The organism is Xanthomonas sp. WHRI 6108, from assembly GCF_040202385.2.
Taxonomy (GTDB): Bacteria; Pseudomonadota; Gammaproteobacteria; order Xanthomonadales; family Xanthomonadaceae; genus Xanthomonas; species Xanthomonas arboricola.
Genome location: NZ_CP168198.1, coordinates 3,439,435 through 3,455,586, shown reverse-complemented (window position 1 = coordinate 3,455,586; position 16,152 = coordinate 3,439,435). Strand labels below are relative to the sequence as shown.

16 protein-coding genes are annotated in these 16,152 nt (G+C 67.4%); 14 read left to right on the top strand and 2 right to left on the bottom strand.

The genetic code is table 11. The annotated features are described in order from the left end of the window. Positions 1-157: 157 nt before the first annotated feature. On the bottom strand, positions 158-1,402 hold the full coding sequence (locus ABQ039_RS14580) for an MFS transporter (RefSeq protein WP_184518184.1): 1,245 nt from the start codon (positions 1,400-1,402) through the stop codon (positions 158-160). A 452-nt stretch (positions 1,403-1,854) separates the two neighbouring features. On the opposite strand from ABQ039_RS14580, the gene ABQ039_RS14575 reads away from it, so the two are divergent. After that, the gene (locus ABQ039_RS14575) at positions 1,855-2,148 is read left to right on the top strand and encodes an FmdB family zinc ribbon protein (protein WP_016904137.1); all 294 of its coding nucleotides are present in this window, start codon (positions 1,855-1,857) and stop codon (positions 2,146-2,148) included. A gap of 84 nt (positions 2,149-2,232) precedes the next feature. On the opposite strand, the gene ABQ039_RS14570 is transcribed toward ABQ039_RS14575, so the two are convergent. Beyond that, positions 2,233-3,000, bottom strand: coding sequence for a DUF3011 domain-containing protein (locus tag ABQ039_RS14570; protein ID WP_184608767.1), 768 nt, complete (start codon positions 2,998-3,000; stop codon positions 2,233-2,235). Between the two features lie 157 nt (positions 3,001-3,157). Between ABQ039_RS14570 and aspS the strand changes: the two genes are divergently transcribed. The 13 genes from aspS to tolA all read left to right on the top strand — a co-directional run bounded on the left by aspS (position 3,158) and on the right by tolA (position 16,065). Further along, on the top strand, positions 3,158-4,924 hold the full coding sequence (gene aspS / locus ABQ039_RS14565) for an aspartate--tRNA ligase (protein ID WP_102251478.1): 1,767 nt from the start codon (positions 3,158-3,160) through the stop codon (positions 4,922-4,924). A gap of 402 nt (positions 4,925-5,326) precedes the next feature. Further along, on the top strand, positions 5,327-5,854 hold the full coding sequence (locus ABQ039_RS14560; protein WP_046343852.1) for a GNAT family N-acetyltransferase: 528 nt from the start codon (positions 5,327-5,329) through the stop codon (positions 5,852-5,854). Positions 5,855-6,029: 175 nt separating this feature from the next. Further along, positions 6,030-6,707 (top strand): esterase/lipase family protein, encoded by a 678-nt coding sequence (locus ABQ039_RS14555; RefSeq protein WP_374057867.1) that lies wholly within the window; start codon positions 6,030-6,032, stop codon positions 6,705-6,707. Between the two features lie 75 nt (positions 6,708-6,782). Further along, positions 6,783-7,511: a YebC/PmpR family DNA-binding transcriptional regulator gene (locus ABQ039_RS14550; RefSeq protein WP_024940614.1), complete on the top strand. Its 729-nt coding sequence runs from the start codon at positions 6,783-6,785 to the stop codon at positions 7,509-7,511. 112 nt (positions 7,512-7,623) lie between these two features. Next, positions 7,624-8,148: a crossover junction endodeoxyribonuclease RuvC gene (gene ruvC / locus ABQ039_RS14545; protein WP_016904120.1), complete on the top strand. Its 525-nt coding sequence runs from the start codon at positions 7,624-7,626 to the stop codon at positions 8,146-8,148. 157 nt (positions 8,149-8,305) lie between these two features. Beyond that, the gene (gene ruvA / locus ABQ039_RS14540; RefSeq protein WP_016904121.1) at positions 8,306-8,890 is read left to right on the top strand and encodes a Holliday junction branch migration protein RuvA; all 585 of its coding nucleotides are present in this window, start codon (positions 8,306-8,308) and stop codon (positions 8,888-8,890) included. Positions 8,891-8,942: 52 nt separating this feature from the next. Then, positions 8,943-10,850 (top strand): potassium transporter Kup, encoded by a 1,908-nt coding sequence (locus tag ABQ039_RS14535; RefSeq protein WP_026064726.1) that lies wholly within the window; start codon positions 8,943-8,945, stop codon positions 10,848-10,850. A 2-nt stretch (positions 10,851-10,852) separates the two neighbouring features. Beyond that, entirely contained in the window at positions 10,853-11,971 is a 1,119-nt protein-coding gene (locus ABQ039_RS14530; protein WP_184608771.1) for an SMI1/KNR4 family protein, read from the top strand. Between the two features lie 39 nt (positions 11,972-12,010). Beyond that, positions 12,011-13,051 (top strand): Holliday junction branch migration DNA helicase RuvB, encoded by a 1,041-nt coding sequence (gene ruvB, locus ABQ039_RS14525; protein ID WP_104609133.1) that lies wholly within the window; start codon positions 12,011-12,013, stop codon positions 13,049-13,051. 52 nt (positions 13,052-13,103) lie between these two features. Beyond that, a complete protein-coding gene (gene ybgC / locus ABQ039_RS14520; RefSeq protein WP_184608774.1) occupies positions 13,104-13,562 on the top strand; it encodes a tol-pal system-associated acyl-CoA thioesterase in 459 nt (152 codons plus the stop codon). An 11-nt stretch (positions 13,563-13,573) separates the two neighbouring features. Continuing rightward, the gene (gene tolQ, locus ABQ039_RS14515) at positions 13,574-14,353 is read left to right on the top strand and encodes a protein TolQ (protein ID WP_016904125.1); all 780 of its coding nucleotides are present in this window, start codon (positions 13,574-13,576) and stop codon (positions 14,351-14,353) included. 235 nt (positions 14,354-14,588) lie between these two features. Then, on the top strand, positions 14,589-15,038 hold the full coding sequence (tolR, locus tag ABQ039_RS14510) for a protein TolR (protein WP_016904126.1): 450 nt from the start codon (positions 14,589-14,591) through the stop codon (positions 15,036-15,038). Beyond that, on the top strand, positions 15,028-16,065 hold the full coding sequence (tolA, locus tag ABQ039_RS14505; RefSeq protein WP_046343846.1) for a cell envelope integrity protein TolA: 1,038 nt from the start codon (positions 15,028-15,030) through the stop codon (positions 16,063-16,065). The genes tolR and tolA overlap by 11 nt, the downstream gene beginning before the upstream one ends. The last annotated feature ends 87 nt before the right edge of the window (positions 16,066-16,152 follow it).

The window sequence follows — 16,152 nt, the reverse complement described above, 5'->3', positions numbered from 1 at the left end:
ATAGACCGCTCGATAGCTGATCCATCCAAAAAGTCCTCCACCAGCTGCTCCGCCGTGCGGCGCCCCCGCGATGGTGGGCGGGCAAGGGCGCCCCTGCAGCAACGCCGCAGATCACATGATTAGCAGCGCAGCGACTGACGACGGCGAAACAGGTGTGTCAGCCGCCCTTGACGTGCGGCGGTGCTTCGGCCTGTTGTGTTTCCGGCATCAACTCCAGCGCCGATGGCGTGGTGCGCAGCATCGGGCGGAACGAGATCGGATGGGTGCGGCGGCGCGTGAAGCGCAGCAGGCGGGTCAGCGTAAATCCGGACAGCGCCAGCAGCATCACCGCGAAATACACCGGTAGTGCCGCTGGCCCGAATTTCTGCATTGCGCCGCCGGCCAGGGCCGGACCGATCGCTGCGCCCACGCCATGCACCAGCAGCAGGCTGCTGCAGCCGGAGAGCAGATCTTCGCGCGGCAGGTAGTCGAGCATGTGCGCCACCGCAAACGGATACAGCGAGAACGCCAACCCGCCGTAGACGAAGAACAGCACGAACAACAGGTGTGTCTGTGCCTGCACCATCGGTACCGCGGCGGCGATCGCAATGCCGGCTGCCAGCACGCTGATCGTGACCAGGCCGATGCGCCGGTCATGGCCATCGCTGATGCGCCCGATCGGCCACTGCAACACCGCGCCGCCGATGATGGCGGTGAGCATGAACATCGCCACGCCATCGGCATCCAGCCCGATGCGGTTGGCGTACACCGGCAACAAGCCCCAGAACGCCCCCATCGCCAGGCCCGACAGTCCCGCGCCGATGGTCGCCACCGGCGCCAACGCATACAGCGTTTTCAGGCGCAGCCGCGAGACGTGCGGCACTTCGGGCGGAATCAGGCGCGTGGTCATCACCGGCATCACCGCCGCACAGATCAGGATTGCCGTCAGCGTGAACATCGCCGGTGCGCCCGCATCGCCTGCAGTGAGCAGGATCTGGCCCAGCGCCAACGCCGACAGGTTGATCGCCATGTACACCGAGAACACCCGACTGCGCCGACGCGCGTCCGGCTCGGCGTTGAGCCAGCTTTCGATCACCGTGTACAGACCGACCAGTGCCGCGCCGGTGACCAGGCGCAGCAGGCCCCAGCCCCAGGCGTTCAACCAGATCGGATGCAGCAACACGGCAATCGCCGCCAGCGCCGCGTAAAAGGCGAATGCGCGGATATGCCCGATACGCCGAATCAGCGGCGGTGCGAAAAAGGTGCCGAGAAAGAAGCCGGCGAAATACCCGGACATGATCAGGCCCAGCGCACGCGCATCGAAACCGGCCTGGCCACCGCGCACGGCAAGCAAGGTGCCGAGCAGCCCGCTGCCGGTTAGCAACAGGGCAACGCCCAGCAATAAGGCAGTCAGCCGCAACATGGATGCGGTCCTCGTGGGGGGAGAGGCGCGTCGATCACGTGTTCGAGTGTAGCAGCCCGGATTGTGCGGCTTGATCGAAACGACCTGGCTCAGTGGCTCTCGATAGCGGCCGGTGTGAGGTCAGGCCGATGCAAAGCGTGAGTTTGTGGCGTGCGGGATGGTTGCCTCATCTCTCTGCGCGGTTCGCGAGATCACGCCGATTTGATGACTGCTCGATGCGTAGGCTGCGATCTTCGATACGCGCGCGACACTCCGACCTCGTGTTTCTGCCGATTGGAACGGCGATGTCGAGCGAGCGCACCTGGCGCGCAAGCGCCACCCAGCCACCATCGATCGATGTCTCTCACCCGCAAGATGTTCGCGCGCGTGCAGGGTCGCAGACGGCCCACTGCACCTGCCCGCCCGCATCCGTCTAGAATCTGCGCCCCGCATCGTCTTCAGCTGATCCTGCCATGCCCATCTACGGTTTCCAGTGCACCACCTGCGGTCACGCCTTCGACCGCCTGCAGAAGATGGCCGACCCCGATCCGCAGACCTGTCCTGCCTGCGCGGCGGCCACGATCAAGCGCCAGATCACCGCGCCCTCGTTCCGTCTGTCCGGCAGCGGCTGGTATGAGACCGACTTCAAGTCGGCGGGCGAGAAGAAGAAAAACCTCACCGAGAGCAGCAGCGCCGGTGGCGATGCCAAGCCGGCGGCCGCCGCCGAGAGCAAGCCTGCTGCCAAGCCCGCGGCCGACCCCGCCTGAGCCGGACCAGCGCGCCGCAGCCGCTGGCAGGGCGGAAGTCCCAACCCCTGGACCCAGCCGCGCGCGGCGCGCCTGTTCGCTGCTTCAACGCGCCTCGAAGCGTGCCCGGCAACCATCGTTGACCCACACCGTCGCGCGGCGCTCGTCGTACCCCCAGCTGCGGCCTTCTTCGCAACGGGTGTCGGACAGCTGGCGGGTCAGCACCGGGCGGCCATAGCGGCCATCCCAGCCGCAGGTACGCAGACGGCGGTCGTCGCTGGCGCAGGTGATGGCGTAATCGTTGCGCGGGCGGTCGTCGCGGCCACCGTAGCCGCCGTCACCCCGGTCCCAGCCGCCGCCGCGTGCCTGTGCAAACTCGCCCCGGCAGCCGTCGTCCACCCAGATCCGGCCCCCGTCCTGGCGCCAGTTGCGGCCTTCCACGCAGGGCGTATTGGACAGCTGGCGCACCAGCATGGCGCGGCGCCAGCCGGTGTCGCAGATCTTCTGGCGCTGGTCGTTGCTCTCGCAGCGCACCGTGCCGGCCACCCCGCCGCCGGGTCCACCGTTGCCGCCCCAGCCGCCGCCGTTGCGGCCATCGACAAAGCGCGCCCGGCAGCCGTTGTCGACCCAGACGCGGCCGCGCTCGCTGCCCCAGTTGCGGCCTTCGATGCAGCGCGTGCCTGAGATGTTTTCGACCAGTACCGCGCGGCCGCGGAACGGCGTATCGCACTCGCGGCGATGGTTGTCGTTGCTGGAGCAGGTGATGCTGGGGCCGTTCCAGCCGCGGTCCTGCGCGGCGGCAGGCGCGCTGGTCAGCAGGCCGGTCAGGGTGATCAGGCCGAAGCCGGAGAGCAGCAGGGCGGTGCGCAGCATCGTGGCGTCCTTGGTGCGGAAGGGTCTGGCGCCTATTCAGCCGGGCCCTGACTTAAGCGGCCATGAGCGCCCGCCGATTTGCTCCTGCCGCCCGCCGGCCCCAGAATATCCGGCTCTCCGGCGCTGTCCTGTGTCGGGTTTTTCAGCGGAGCTTTCGATGCGTACCCACTTCTGCGGCCTGGTCGATGAGACCTTGATCGGCCAAACCGTCACTCTCGCCGGCTGGACCGACGTGGCCCGCAACCTGGGCGGGGTGTGCTTCATCGACCTGCGCGACCACGAAGGCATCGTGCAGGTGACGGTGGAACCGGTGGCCGGCGACGACGCCAGTGCCGAGCTGTTCAAGGTGGCCGCCAGCCTCGGCTACGAAGACGTGCTGCAGGTCGAAGGCGTGGTGCGTGCGCGGCACGCGGTCAACGACAAGCTGCGCACCGGCAAGGTGGAAGTGATCGCCACCCGCATCAGCATCCTCAACAAGGCCGCGCCGCTGCCGTTCCACGCGCACGAGAACCCGGGCGAGGAGACGCGCCTGAAGTACCGCTATCTGGACCTGCGCCGTCCGGAAATGCAGCGCATGCAGCGCACTCGCATCAAGCTGGTGCAGGCGCTGCGCCGGCACCTGGACGCACGCGATTTCCAGGACATCGAGACCCCGATCCTGACCAAGGCCACCCCGGAAGGCGCGCGCGACTTCCTGGTGCCGGCGCGCATGCATCCGGGCGAGTTCTACGCCTTGCCGCAGAGCCCGCAGCTGTTCAAGCAGATCCTGATGGTGGCCGGCTTCGACCGCTACTACCAGATCGCGCGTTGCTTCCGCGACGAAGCGCTGCGCGCCGACCGCCAGCTGGAATTCACCCAGCTCGACATGGAATTCGCCTTCGTGCGCGAGCGCGACGTGCAGGATTTCGTCGAAGACATGATCCGCGCCATCTTCGCCGAAGTGGTGGACGTCGAACTGGCCGCGCAGTTCCCACGCATGACCTGGGCAGAGGCGATGCGTCGCTATGGCTCGGACAAGCCGGACCTGCGCATCGCGCTGGAACTGGTCGACGTGGCCGAACTGGTCAAGACCAGCGAGTTCCCGGTGTTCACCGCCGCCGCCAACGATGCCGACGGCCGCGTGGCCGCGCTGCGCATCCCCGGTGGCGCCACGCTGTCGCGCAAGCAGATCGACGAATACGCCGCCCACGCCGCCAAGTACGGCGCCAAGGGCCTGGCCTACGTCAAGCTGTCGGAGAGCGGCGAAGTCAGCTCGCCGATCGCCAAGTTCTTCGGCGAAGACGCCTTCGCTGCGCTGCTCAAGCACGTCGGGGCCGGCAACGGCGACATCGTGTTCTTCGGTGCCGGCGGCTACAACAAGGTGTCCGACTTCATGGGCGCGCTGCGCCTGAAGGCCGGCAAGGATTTCAACCTGATCGCCGATGGCTGGGCGCCGCTGTGGGTCACCGATTTCCCGATGTTCGAGTGGGACGAGGAGGCGCAGCGCTACGTCGCCCTGCATCACCCCTTCACCGCGCCGGCGGTGGACGACATCGCCGACCTGCGCGCCAATGCCCGCACCGCGGTGTCGCGCGGCTACGACATGGTGCTCAACGGCAACGAAATCGGCGGCGGCTCGATCCGTATCCACCGCCCGGACATGCAGAGCGCGGTGTTCGAACTGCTCGGCATCGGCGCCGAGGAAGCGCGCGCCAAGTTCGGCTTCCTGCTGGATGCGCTCAACTACGGCGCACCGCCGCACGGCGGCATCGCCTTCGGCATCGACCGCATCGCGGCGCTGATGGCAGGCACCGACTCCATCCGCGACGTCATCCCGTTCCCCAAGACCACCGGCGCACAGGACCTGATGACCGACGCCCCGTCGCCGATCGCCGCCGATCAGCTGGCCGAAGTGCACGTGCAGGTACGCCCCAAGCAGGTCTGACCTGCCGCCCACACGGCCACCCCAGCGTGGCCGTGCATCCGGCACGCTGCGCCGCGCAGCGTGTCGCATGCAGGGATGGCGCGGGCGCATCGCGCCCCCGCTCAACGATCGATGCCCACGCCGGCGGCGTCTGCCGCAGCCGCGACGCAGGGCCTTGCCCCGCGCTCGCCCTCAACAACGCACTGCGCGCAGTCCACGCCGCGCCGGCCCGCAAACGCGTATCGGATCGCAGATGCTCTTCCGATTCCCGATTCCCGATTCCCGATTCCCGATTCCCGATTCCCGATTCCCGATTCCCGAATCCCGAATCCCGAATCCCGAATCCCGAATCCCGAATCCCCGCTTGCGACCCCACCACCGCATGCGCGAAGCTGCCACGTCCACCCGGCACGAGACGCCCGCATGACCCGCATCCGCCGCGCCACACCGGACGATGCCGAAGCCTTGTCGCTGCTGGCTGCGCAGACCTTTACCGAAACCTTCGGGCATCTCTACCCGCAGGAGGATCTGCACGGCTTCCTGCAGGAGACCTATGCGGTCGAGCGCGCGCGCATCGTGCTGGCGCACCCGGACTATGCGATCTGGCTGCTGGAGATGGACAACCTGCTGGTCGGCCACGCTGCCGCCGGCCCCTGCGGGCTGCCGCACCAGGACGTGCGTCCCGGCGACGGTGAGCTCAAGCGGCTGTATCTGTTGAAGGACTACCAGAACAGCGGTTGGGGCAGCCGCCTGTTCGAGACCACGCTGGACTGGCTGGAGCGCGACGGTCCGCGCACGTTGTGGATTGGCGTGTGGTCGGAGAATTTCGGCGCGCAGCGCTTCTACGCCCGCTACGGGTTCGAGAAGGTCGGCGAATACGATTTCCCGGTCGGCAAGATCCTCGACCGCGAATTCATCCTGCGCCGCACCCCGCGCATTGCGGCCGATTGAACGGCGCGCCGATGCCCGGCTGGCGCGGCCTGCGACCACGGTTGCCGGCGCCAATCGGTTGCCGGTCTGCCGGCCCGGCGCGGGTGGCGTTGATTCGCGCGCACCTGACTCACTGCAGATCCGGCACGCCGTCGCGCTCACCTGAAGCCGGCGCCAAGTCGCGGTCATGACCTCCTTGTCCGGCGCATCCTCGTTCATCCCGGGTCACTCCCAACGCATCCTGCGTGAGCGGGCGAGCGCCGCGACCGCCGACGTGCTGCTGGTGCACGGCATCTGGAACACCGCGCACTGGCTGTTGCCGCTCGCGCGCCGGCTGCGTGCCGAGGGCCTGGCGCCGGCGCTGTTCGGCTACGCCAGTGTGCTTGGCGGACCCGAACGGGCCGTGCCACGGCTGATCGAACGCCTGCAGGCGACCGGCGCGCAATTGCTGGTCTGCCACAGCCTGGGCGGGCTGGTCGCGCTGCAGGCCCTGCGCGCCGCGCCCGAATTGCCGGTGCGCCGCGTGGTCTGTCTGGGCTCGCCGTTGTGCGGCAGCGCCGCCGCGCGCGGCCTGGCCCGTCGCGGCGGGCGTTGGGCGCTGGGGCGCAGCGCGGCCTTGCTGCAGCACGGTGTCGTGCAATGGGAGGGCGAGGCGGAGATCGGCCAGATCGCCGGCACTGTCGCGCGCGGGGTGGGGCGATGGCTGGCGCCGCTGGACGGCAGCTCGGACGGCACCGTGGCGCTGGCCGAAACCCGCCTGCCCGGGCTGCGCGACCATTGCGTGGTGCAGGCCAGCCACAGCGGCCTGTTGCGCTCACCCGAGGCGGCGCAGCAGGTGCTGCGCTTCCTGCGCCAGGGCCGGTTCCGCCACTGAACGCCGCCGCCCCGGTGCGGGCGAGCAATCAGGTAAAATCCGCGCCCTGTCATCCAAGCCAGTCTGGAACCACCCATGGGTAGAGGCCCCTCCATCGAAGGCCGCAAGAACGCCTCCGACGCCAAGCGCGGCAAGATGTTCACCAAAATCATTCGCGAGATCAGCGTCGCCGCGCGCGGCGGCGGTGGCGATCCGTCCAATAACCCGCGCCTGCGCGTGGCGGTGGACAAGGGTCTGTCGGCGAACATGTCCAAGGACGTGATCGAGCGCGCCATCAAGAAAGCCACCGGCGAGCTGGAAGGCGTGGAGTACGAGGAAGTGCGCTACGAGGGCTACGCCCCCGGCGGCGTGGCGGTGATCGTGGACTGCCTGACCGACAACCGCGTGCGCGCGGTGGCCGATGTGCGCCATGCCTTCAGCAAGTGCGGCGGCAACATGGGCACCGACGGCTCGGTGGCCTTCATGTTCAAGCGCCTGGGCGTGCTGAGCTTTGCCGCCGGCACCGACGAAGACACCCTCACCGACGCGGCGATCGAGGCCGGCGCCGACGATGTGGTGGTCTACCCGGAAGACGGCGCCATCGACGTGCTGACCGCCCCGGACGCCTTTGCCCAGGTCAAGCAGGCGCTGACCGCCGCCGGCCTGGAGCCGGCGCACGCCGAAATCACCTTCCGCGCCGAAAATGACATCGCCGTGGACGGCGACACCGCCGTGCAGGTCCGCAAGCTGCTCGACATGCTCGAAGACCTGGACGATGTCCAGGACGTCTATTCGAACGTCGATCAAGCGGCGCTCGGCGCCTGATGATGGCCGGGATGGCGGGATTCGTTATTCGGGATTCGCAACAGCAATGCGATCGCCGCACGGCAGGTGCGTCACCAATCCCGAATCCCGAATCCCCAATCCCGGCGTTTCAATGACCCGCATCCTCGGCATCGATCCCGGCTCCCAGCGCACCGGGCTCGGCATCATCGACGTCGACGAGAGCGGTCGCAGCCGGCATGTCTATCATGCGCCGCTGGTGCTGCTGGGCGAGGGCGACTTCGCGCAGCGGCTCAAGCGCCTGCTGCACGGGCTGGGCGAGGTGATCGAGACCTACCGGCCACAGGAAGTGGCGATCGAGAAGGTGTTCATGGGCAAGAGCGCCGATTCCGCGCTCAAGCTGGGCCACGCGCGCGGCGCGGCGATCTGCGCAGTGGTGCTGCGCGATCTGCCGGTGCACGAGTACGCTGCCACCGAGATCAAGCTGGCGCTGGTCGGCAAGGGCGGGGCGGACAAGGTGCAGGTGCAGCACATGGTCGGCATCATGCTCAACCTGAAAGGCAAGCTGCAGGCCGACGCCGCCGACGCACTGGCGGTCGCCATCACTCACGCCCACGTGCGCGCCACCGCGCAGCGCCTGGGCGTCAATACCCAACAGGCCTGGAGCCGCAAGAAATGAGAATCGGGAGTCGGGAGTCGGGATTGGGGATTGGCAACGGCAGGTCCGTTCGCGCTGAGCTGATCGGGCTGTACGCGGCCGTTGTCAACGGCCGCGAGGGAACTAACCAATCCCCAATCCCCAATGCCCAATCCCGGCATCTCCTTGGAGGTGCCCAATGATCGGCCGCCTGCGCGGGCTGCTGGCCTACAAGCAGCCGCCGTGGCTGGTGATCGATGTCGGTGGGGTGGGGTATGAGCTGGAGGCGCCGATGAGCACCTTCTACGACCTGCCCGATGTCGGCCGCGACGTGATCCTGTTCACCCACTACGCGCAGAAGGAAGACAGCGTGTCGCTGTACGGATTCCTGCGCGAAGGCGAGCGCAGGCTGTTCCGCGACGTGCAGAAGGTCACCGGCATCGGCGCCAAGATCGCGCTGGCGGTACTGTCCGGGGTCAGCGTGGACGAGTTCGCCCGCCTGATCACCAGCGGCGACATCACCGCGCTGACCCGCATCCCCGGCATCGGCAAGAAGACCGCCGAGCGTATGGTGGTGGAGCTGCGCGACCGCGCCGCTGACTTCAGCAGTGGCGCGCCGATCACCGGCCAGCTTGGCCCGGATGCGGTGTCCGAAGCCACGGTGGCCTTGCAGCAACTGGGTTACAAGCCGGCCGAGGCCGCACGCATGGCACGCGAGGCCGGGGCAGAAGGCGACGAAGTCGCCACGGTCATTCGCAAGGCCCTCCAGGCCGCGCTGCGTTAGGTCGCGCCGTCCTCCTCTCCTTCACGCCACTTGGCGATACCCTGCCCACTTCATGTCCCAGACCCCCACTTCCGCAGCTGGCCACGGCCATGCGCCTGCCAATAGCCATATGGCCTTGGTCATCGGCGCCATCGGCGTCGTCTTCGGCGATATCGGTACCAGTCCGCTGTACACCCTCAAGGAGGCGTTCTCGCCGCACTACGGGCTGACCAGCGACCACGACACCGTGCTGGGCGTGCTGTCGCTGGCGTTCTGGGCGCTGATGGTCACGGTGACGCTCAAGTACGTCACCATCATCATGCGCGCCGACAACGAGGGCGAGGGCGGCATCATGGCCTTGATGGCGCTGACCCAGCGCACCCTGCGCAGCGGGTCGCGCTCGGCGTACGTGGTCGGCATTCTCGGCATCTTCGGCGCCTCGCTGTTCTTCGGCGATGGCGTGATCACCCCGGCCATCTCGGTGATGGGCGCGGTCGAAGGCCTGGAAATCGCCGCGCCCAGCCTGCATCCCTTCATCGTGCCGATCACCGTGATCGTGCTGCTGGTGGTGTTCATGGTGCAGCGCTTCGGCACCGAAAAGGTCGGCAAGGTGTTCGGCCCGATCACCTGCCTGTGGTTCCTGTCGCTGGGGGCGATCGGCGCCTGGAACATCGTCGACGCGCCGGAAGTGATGAAGGCCTTCAACCCCTGGTGGGCGATCCGCTTCTTCATGGAGCACGGCTGGCACGGGGTGTTCATCCTGGGCGCAGTGGTGCTGGCGGTGACCGGCGGTGAAGCGCTGTATGCGGACATGGGCCACTTCGGCGCCAAGCCGATCCGCCATGGCTGGTATTTCTTCGTGTTGCCGATGCTGCTGCTCAACTACCTGGGGCAGGGCGCGCTGGTGCTCAATCACCCCTCCGCACTGAAGAACCCGTTCTTCGAAGCGGTGCCGGGCTGGGCGCTGTATCCGATGATCATCCTGGCCACGCTGGCGGCCGTGATCGCGTCGCAGGCGGTCATCACCGGCGCCTATTCGGTGGCCCGCCAGGCGATGCAGCTGGGCTACATCCCGCGCATGCTGATCAAGCACACCTCGCGCACCACCATCGGCCAGATCTACGTGCCCGGCATCAACTGGCTGCTGATGGTGATGGTGATCGCGCTGGTGCTGATCTTCCGCAGTTCCACCAATCTGGCGGTGGCCTACGGTATCTCGGTGTCGATGACCATGCTGATCGATACCCTGCTGCTGGCGCTGGTGGCGCGCTCGTTGTGGCCGCGCTGGCGCAACTGGGTGCTGCCGCTGTGCGTGGTGTTCTTCTTCATCGAGCTGGCCTTCGTCATCGCCAACGGCGCCAAGCTGTTGCAGGGTGCCTGGTTCCCGCTGGCGCTGGGCATCGTGGTGTTCACCCTGATGCGCACCTGGCGCCGCGGTCGCGCGCTGCTGCGCGAGGAAATCCGCAAGGACGGCATCCGCATCGACAGCTTCCTGCCGGGCCTGATGCTCGCCCCGCCGGCGCGCGTGCCGGGCATGGCGGTGTTCCTCACCGCCGACCCGATGGTGGTGCCGCATGCGCTGATGCACAACCTCAAGCACAACAAGGTGCTGCACGAGCGCAACATCTTCCTCAACGTCGACACCTTGCCGATCCCGTACGCGCCGGCGGACAAGCGCCTGCAGATCGAATCGATCGGCGACGAGTTCTACCGCGTCTATGTGCGCTTCGGCTTCATGGAAACGCCGGACGTGCCGCTGGCGCTGATGCGTTCCTGTGACCAGGGCGGCATCCATTTCGACCCGATGGACACCACCTTCTTCGCCAGCCGCGAGACCATCGTGGCCAGCGCCAACCGCGGCATGCCGATCTGGCGCGACAAGCTGTTCGCGCTGATGCATCGCAACGCCGCCCCGGCCACCGGCTTCTTCCGCATCCCCGGCAACCGCCTGGTCGAGCTGGGCGCGCAAGTGGAGATCTGAGCATGGCAGCGCTCAAGTGGATGATCTACGGTCGTTCGCCGAGCCTGGCCACCTTCTGGGACGAAGCGCTCAACCTCGGGCGCGTGCCGGCGAGCGAGGCCGCCATCGCAGCGGCGCAGGCGCGGCTCGGTGTACGTCTGCCGGCGTGGCTGCGCAGCCTGTATGCACGCTATGACGGCGGCGCTGTGCAGATGGCGCGTGGCCAGTCGCTTGAGGAACCGGACAACTGGCTTAAGGCCGAATGGCTGATCCCGCGTGCACGCCTGCTTGGCAGTGCGGAATTGTTTTCCTTCGCACAGGTGCGCGCTCGCGAGGACTACCGCGATGACGCATTTGCCGGTCTGGCTGCCGGTAGCGATGACGGCCGCCTGATCGTCATTGCCGCCGATGACCGCACGCCCAGCCGCGCGCTGTGCCTGGACTACTCCGCATCCGATGTTGAGCCCACCGTGGTCTATGTCGACGCAGGCAATAATCGCAGGCTGGCGGAGTTCGCCAACGTGGACGCTCTGCTGTCGCAGTTGGTCGATGTCCACTACTGGTCGCCCGCCCTGCAGGCCAAGCACGATGGGGATGTGGTGCGTTGGCAGCCGCAGCCGCCCGCGTTGACCACGTTCTGGAGCGGTGCCGGGTACTGGAACGACGGCGGGGCCGCTGCGGACGCCTCTGTGTTGGCTGCCACCGAAGCGCGCCTGGGCGTGCGCCTGCCGGCGTTGTTCAAGCAGCTCTACAGTGCCCAGGACGGCGGCGACACCGGCTGGTGCTGGGTGCCGCGGACCCGCTTTCCCTCCGATCTTTACGTGGATTGGGAATGCGTGCTGGTGGATCGGTATCTGTCGCCGCTGGCGAAGATCGGCAGCCTGCTGGATCTGGCCGCTGCCTTCGAAGACCCCGACGACTTCAGCGCGGCGGCCTGCCTGCACGCCGGCCTGGATCGGGTGCTGGTGCTGTCAAGCCATAACATTGACTGTCTGTTGTGCCTGGACTATCGCGCGCGCGGCCCGCAGTGCGAGCCGGACGTGGTGTATTTCGATCGCTGGGAGGGGCTGGTCCCCACCTGGCGCGCACCCAGCTTCGACGCGTTCTTCAGTGTGCTGCGGCAGGCCGATCTTGATTGCTAGATGCTGCGCCGCCCGCACGCGGCATGCGAAGATGGCGGGATGACCGAACAGCGCATCATCGCCAGCAGTGCCACCCGCGAAGACGATGCCGCCGATGCGAGCATCCGCCCCAAGCGCCTTGCCGATTATCTGGGCCAGCAGCCGGTGCGCGAGCAGATGGAGATCTACATCGAAGCGGCCAAGGCGCGCGGCGAGGCGATGGACCATGTGCTGATCTTCGGGCCGCCCGGTCTGGGCAAGACCACGCTCAGTCATGTCATCGCCAACGAGCTGGGCGTGAACCTGCGCTCGACCTCCGGCCCGGTGATCGAGAAGGCCGGCGATCTGGCCGCGCTGCTGACCAACCTGCAGCCGCACGATGTGCTGTTCATCGACGAGATCCATCGCCTCTCGCCGGTGGTGGAGGAAGTGCTGTATCCGGCGATGGAGGATTTCCAGATCGACATCATGATCGGCGACGGCCCGGCCGCGCGCTCGATCAAGATCGATCTGCCGCCGTTCACCCTGATCGGTGCCACCACCCGTGCCGGCCTGCTGACCGCGCCGCTGCGCGACCGCTTCGGCATCGTGCAGCGGCTGGAGTTCTATTCGCCGCAGGAACTGACCCGCATCGTGATCCGCTCGGCGGCGATCCTGGGCATCGACTGCACGCCCGAGGGCGCGGCCGAGATCGCCCGCCGTGCGCGCGGCACCCCGCGTATCGCCAACCGGCTGCTGCGGCGGGTGCGCGACTTTGCCCAAGTCAAGGCGGCGGGGCATATCGACCTGCCGGTGGCGCAGGCGGCGATGCAGATGCTCAAGGTCGACCCGGAAGGCTTCGACGAGCTCGACCGCCGCATGTTGCGCACCATCGTCGATCATTTCGACGGCGGCCCGGTCGGGGTGGAGTCGCTGGCCGCCTCGCTGTCGGAAGAGCGCGGCACGCTGGAAGACGTGATCGAGCCCTACCTGATCCAGCAGGGCTTTTTGATCCGCACCGCGCGCGGCCGCATGGCCACCCACAAGGCCTACACGCACCTGGGGCTGAAACCGCCACGGGACCGCGCGCCAGGATTCGGCGAGCCGGGAGAGCTGTTCTGATGATGCTCCGTTCATCGCGCGCCCAGGCCGTCTCGACCAACAATCCGTGCCCATGACCGCCGATTCCCGACTCCCGATTCCCCAATCCCCGCCTGTATTCAGTTGGCCGACACGCGTGTACTGGGAAGATACCGACGCCGGGGGCGTGGTCTACCATGCGCGCTACGTCGCTTTCATGGAACGGGCGCGCACGGAGTGGATGCGCGCACTCGGCTACGGGCAGGAGCGCATGCGCCAGAAGCACGATCTGGTGTTCGCGGTCCGCTCGATGCAACTGGATTTCCTCAAGCCGGCCCGGCTCGACGACGCGCTGTCAGTGTCGGCGGTACTGCTGCGATGCAAACGGGCCAGCCTGCTGTTTGCGCAGTCGGTACGTCGCGAGGGCGAAGTGCTGCTGACCGCCGAGGTGCGCATTGCCGCACTCGGCACCAGCGACTTCCGCCCACGCGGGATGGACGATGCGCTGTATGACGTGTTGAAAGCTCTAGAAACCCCAGAATCCGATTATTGAGGAACAAACGGATGTCGATTGCATTGCTCCTGGCCCTGCAGGACACGGTAGTGGAAGCACTACCGCAGGACGTTGCCGCCGCTGCGGCACAGACCGCCAGCGTGGCGCACAACAGCAGCATCAACTATGTCGATCTGATCCTGCGGGCGAGTATCCCGGTCAAGATCATCGTGTTGCTGCTGCTGATCGGCTCGTTCATCAGCTGGGTGATCATTTTCCGCAAGGCGCGCGCCTTCAAGCAGGCCAACCGCGAGGCGGACGAGTTCGAAAACCGCTTCTGGTCCGGCGCCGATCTGGCCAAGCTCTACGCGTCGGCCACCGACCGTAACCGCACCGTCGGCGGCCTGGAGTCGATGTTCGAGAGCGGCTTCCGCGAGTTCTCGCGGCTGCGCGACCGCCGCCGGCTGGACGGGCGGGTGCAACTGGAAGGCGCGCAGCGCGCCATGCGCACCGCCTTCACCCGCGAAGTCGACCAGCTCGAGCGCAATCTTGAATTGCTGGCCAACATCGGTTCCACCGCGCCGTACGTCGGCCTGGTCGGCACCGTGTTCGGCATCATGGTAACCATGCACGACATGGTCAGCAGCGGCGAGCAGGCCGGTATCGCTGCGGTCGCACCGGGTATTTCCGAAGCGCTGTTCGCCACCGCCATCGGCCTGTTCGTGGCGATCCCGGCGGTGTGGGCCTACAACCGCTTCACCACCCGCGTGGAACGGCTGTCGGTGCGCTACGAGACCTTCGCCGACGAGTTCAGCTCGATCCTGCAGCGCCAGGCCGGCGCGGACGAGTAATGCGCGTGCCCTGCGACAGCCGGCAGCCAGGCGAATGCCCCGTCACGGCACGCACATCCCGCTGCGTGGACGTGGCAGGTGTGGCGTTCGCACATGCGCGTCTGGCGTGGCGCAGGGATTGGACAGGCAAGCCCCTCGCGACAGCGCGCACACGCATGTGCGATGGATTGGATGGGCGAGTCCCTCGCAAGAGCCCGCACATCCATGTGCGGGGGATCAATAGGAACGTTCCGCGATGATTTCCGGTATTTCCCGCCGTAAGAAGCGCAAGCTCAAATCCGACATCAACGTCGTGCCGTATATCGACGTGATGCTGGTGCTGCTGATCATCTTCATGGTGACCGCGCCGCTGCTGACCCTGAGCACCGACGTCAACCTGCCCAGCTCGCGCGCCAAGGCGCTGGAGAGCAAGCAGGATCCGGTGGTGGTGGTGGTGGCCGCCGACGGCCAGCTCGCACTGCAGCTGCCCAAGGGCAAGCCGCAGGCGATGGACGTAGCGGCGCTGCAGGCGCAACTGGCCGCCATCGTGGCGCAGGACAAGGACGCGCGCGTGGTCGTGGCCGGCGATCGTGCCGCGCCGTATCAAAAGATCATGGACGCCATCGACGTGCTCAAGCAGGCCAAGGTCGAGAAGGTCGGCCTGATCTCCGACTCCGGCGGCACTGCAGGCAGCGATGCACGCTGACGCACTCCCCACTCAGACGGCGCGCGAGGATGGCTGGCTGCGGCCAGTCGTGCTGGCCCTGGTCGTGCACGTGCTGGTCGCGCTGGTGTTCATCGCCGGCTGGCTGTGGTCGCCCGAACGCTCGGTCGAGCCGGCCGCGGGCGACCCCAGCATGGAAGCCTCGCTGGACGTGTCCGCCGCCGAAGCGCGCGTTGCGCGCCAGGCGCTGAAGGCCACGCCGGTGGAGGCGCCGCCACCGCCGGCACCGCTGCCCGAACCGGCGCCGGAAGACACCGTGCCGCCGCCGCAGCCGATTCCCGAACCGCGTCCGCAGGATGCGCCCACGCCGCAACAGGCGCAGGCGCAGGAACGTGTCGCGCAGCCGGACAAGGTCGACCAGGACCGCGTCGACGCGCTGGCGCTGTCGGCGGAAAAGGCCAAGCAGGAACAGGAGGCCAAGCGCCGTCAGGAGCAGATCGACCTGACCGAGCGCAAACGCCAGGAAGAGGCCGAGCAGAAACTGCGCCTGGCCAAGCAGCAGGAAGAAGCCGACGCCAAGAAGAAGCAGGCCGCGGCGCAGCAGGCTGCCGCCGATGCCGAACGCGAAAAGAAGATCGCAGAGATCCGCCGCCAGCGCGAACAGGCCACCAAGGAAGCCGCGCTGGCCGAGCAGAAACTGCGCCAGGTCGCCGCCGCGCGTGCGCAGCAGGCTTCGTCGGCTGCCGCCGCCACCGCGCAGCCGACCGCAGGGCAGGGCGGTACCAACACCGATCTGTCGGCCAAGTACGCCGCGGCGATCCAGCAGAAGGTGCTGGCGCAGTGGGTGCGCCCCCCGTCGGTGCCGCCGGGCCAGAAATGCAGCATCAACATCCGCCAGTTGCCGGGTGGCACCGTGATGGAGGCCAAGGTGGCGCCGGGTTGCCCTTACGACGAGGCCGGCCAGCGCTCGATCGAGGCAGCGGTGCTGAGCGCGCAGCCATTGCCGTACCGTGGGTTCGAGTCGGTGTTCCAGCGCAACCTGACGTTTGTGTTCACCCCCCAGGATTAGTCATCCCCCTGATCCTGGATGGTCGGGGCGCGGCAGCATGACCTGCACTGCGCCCCTCGTAGGAAGGTAGATTTGCGGGATGTGGCC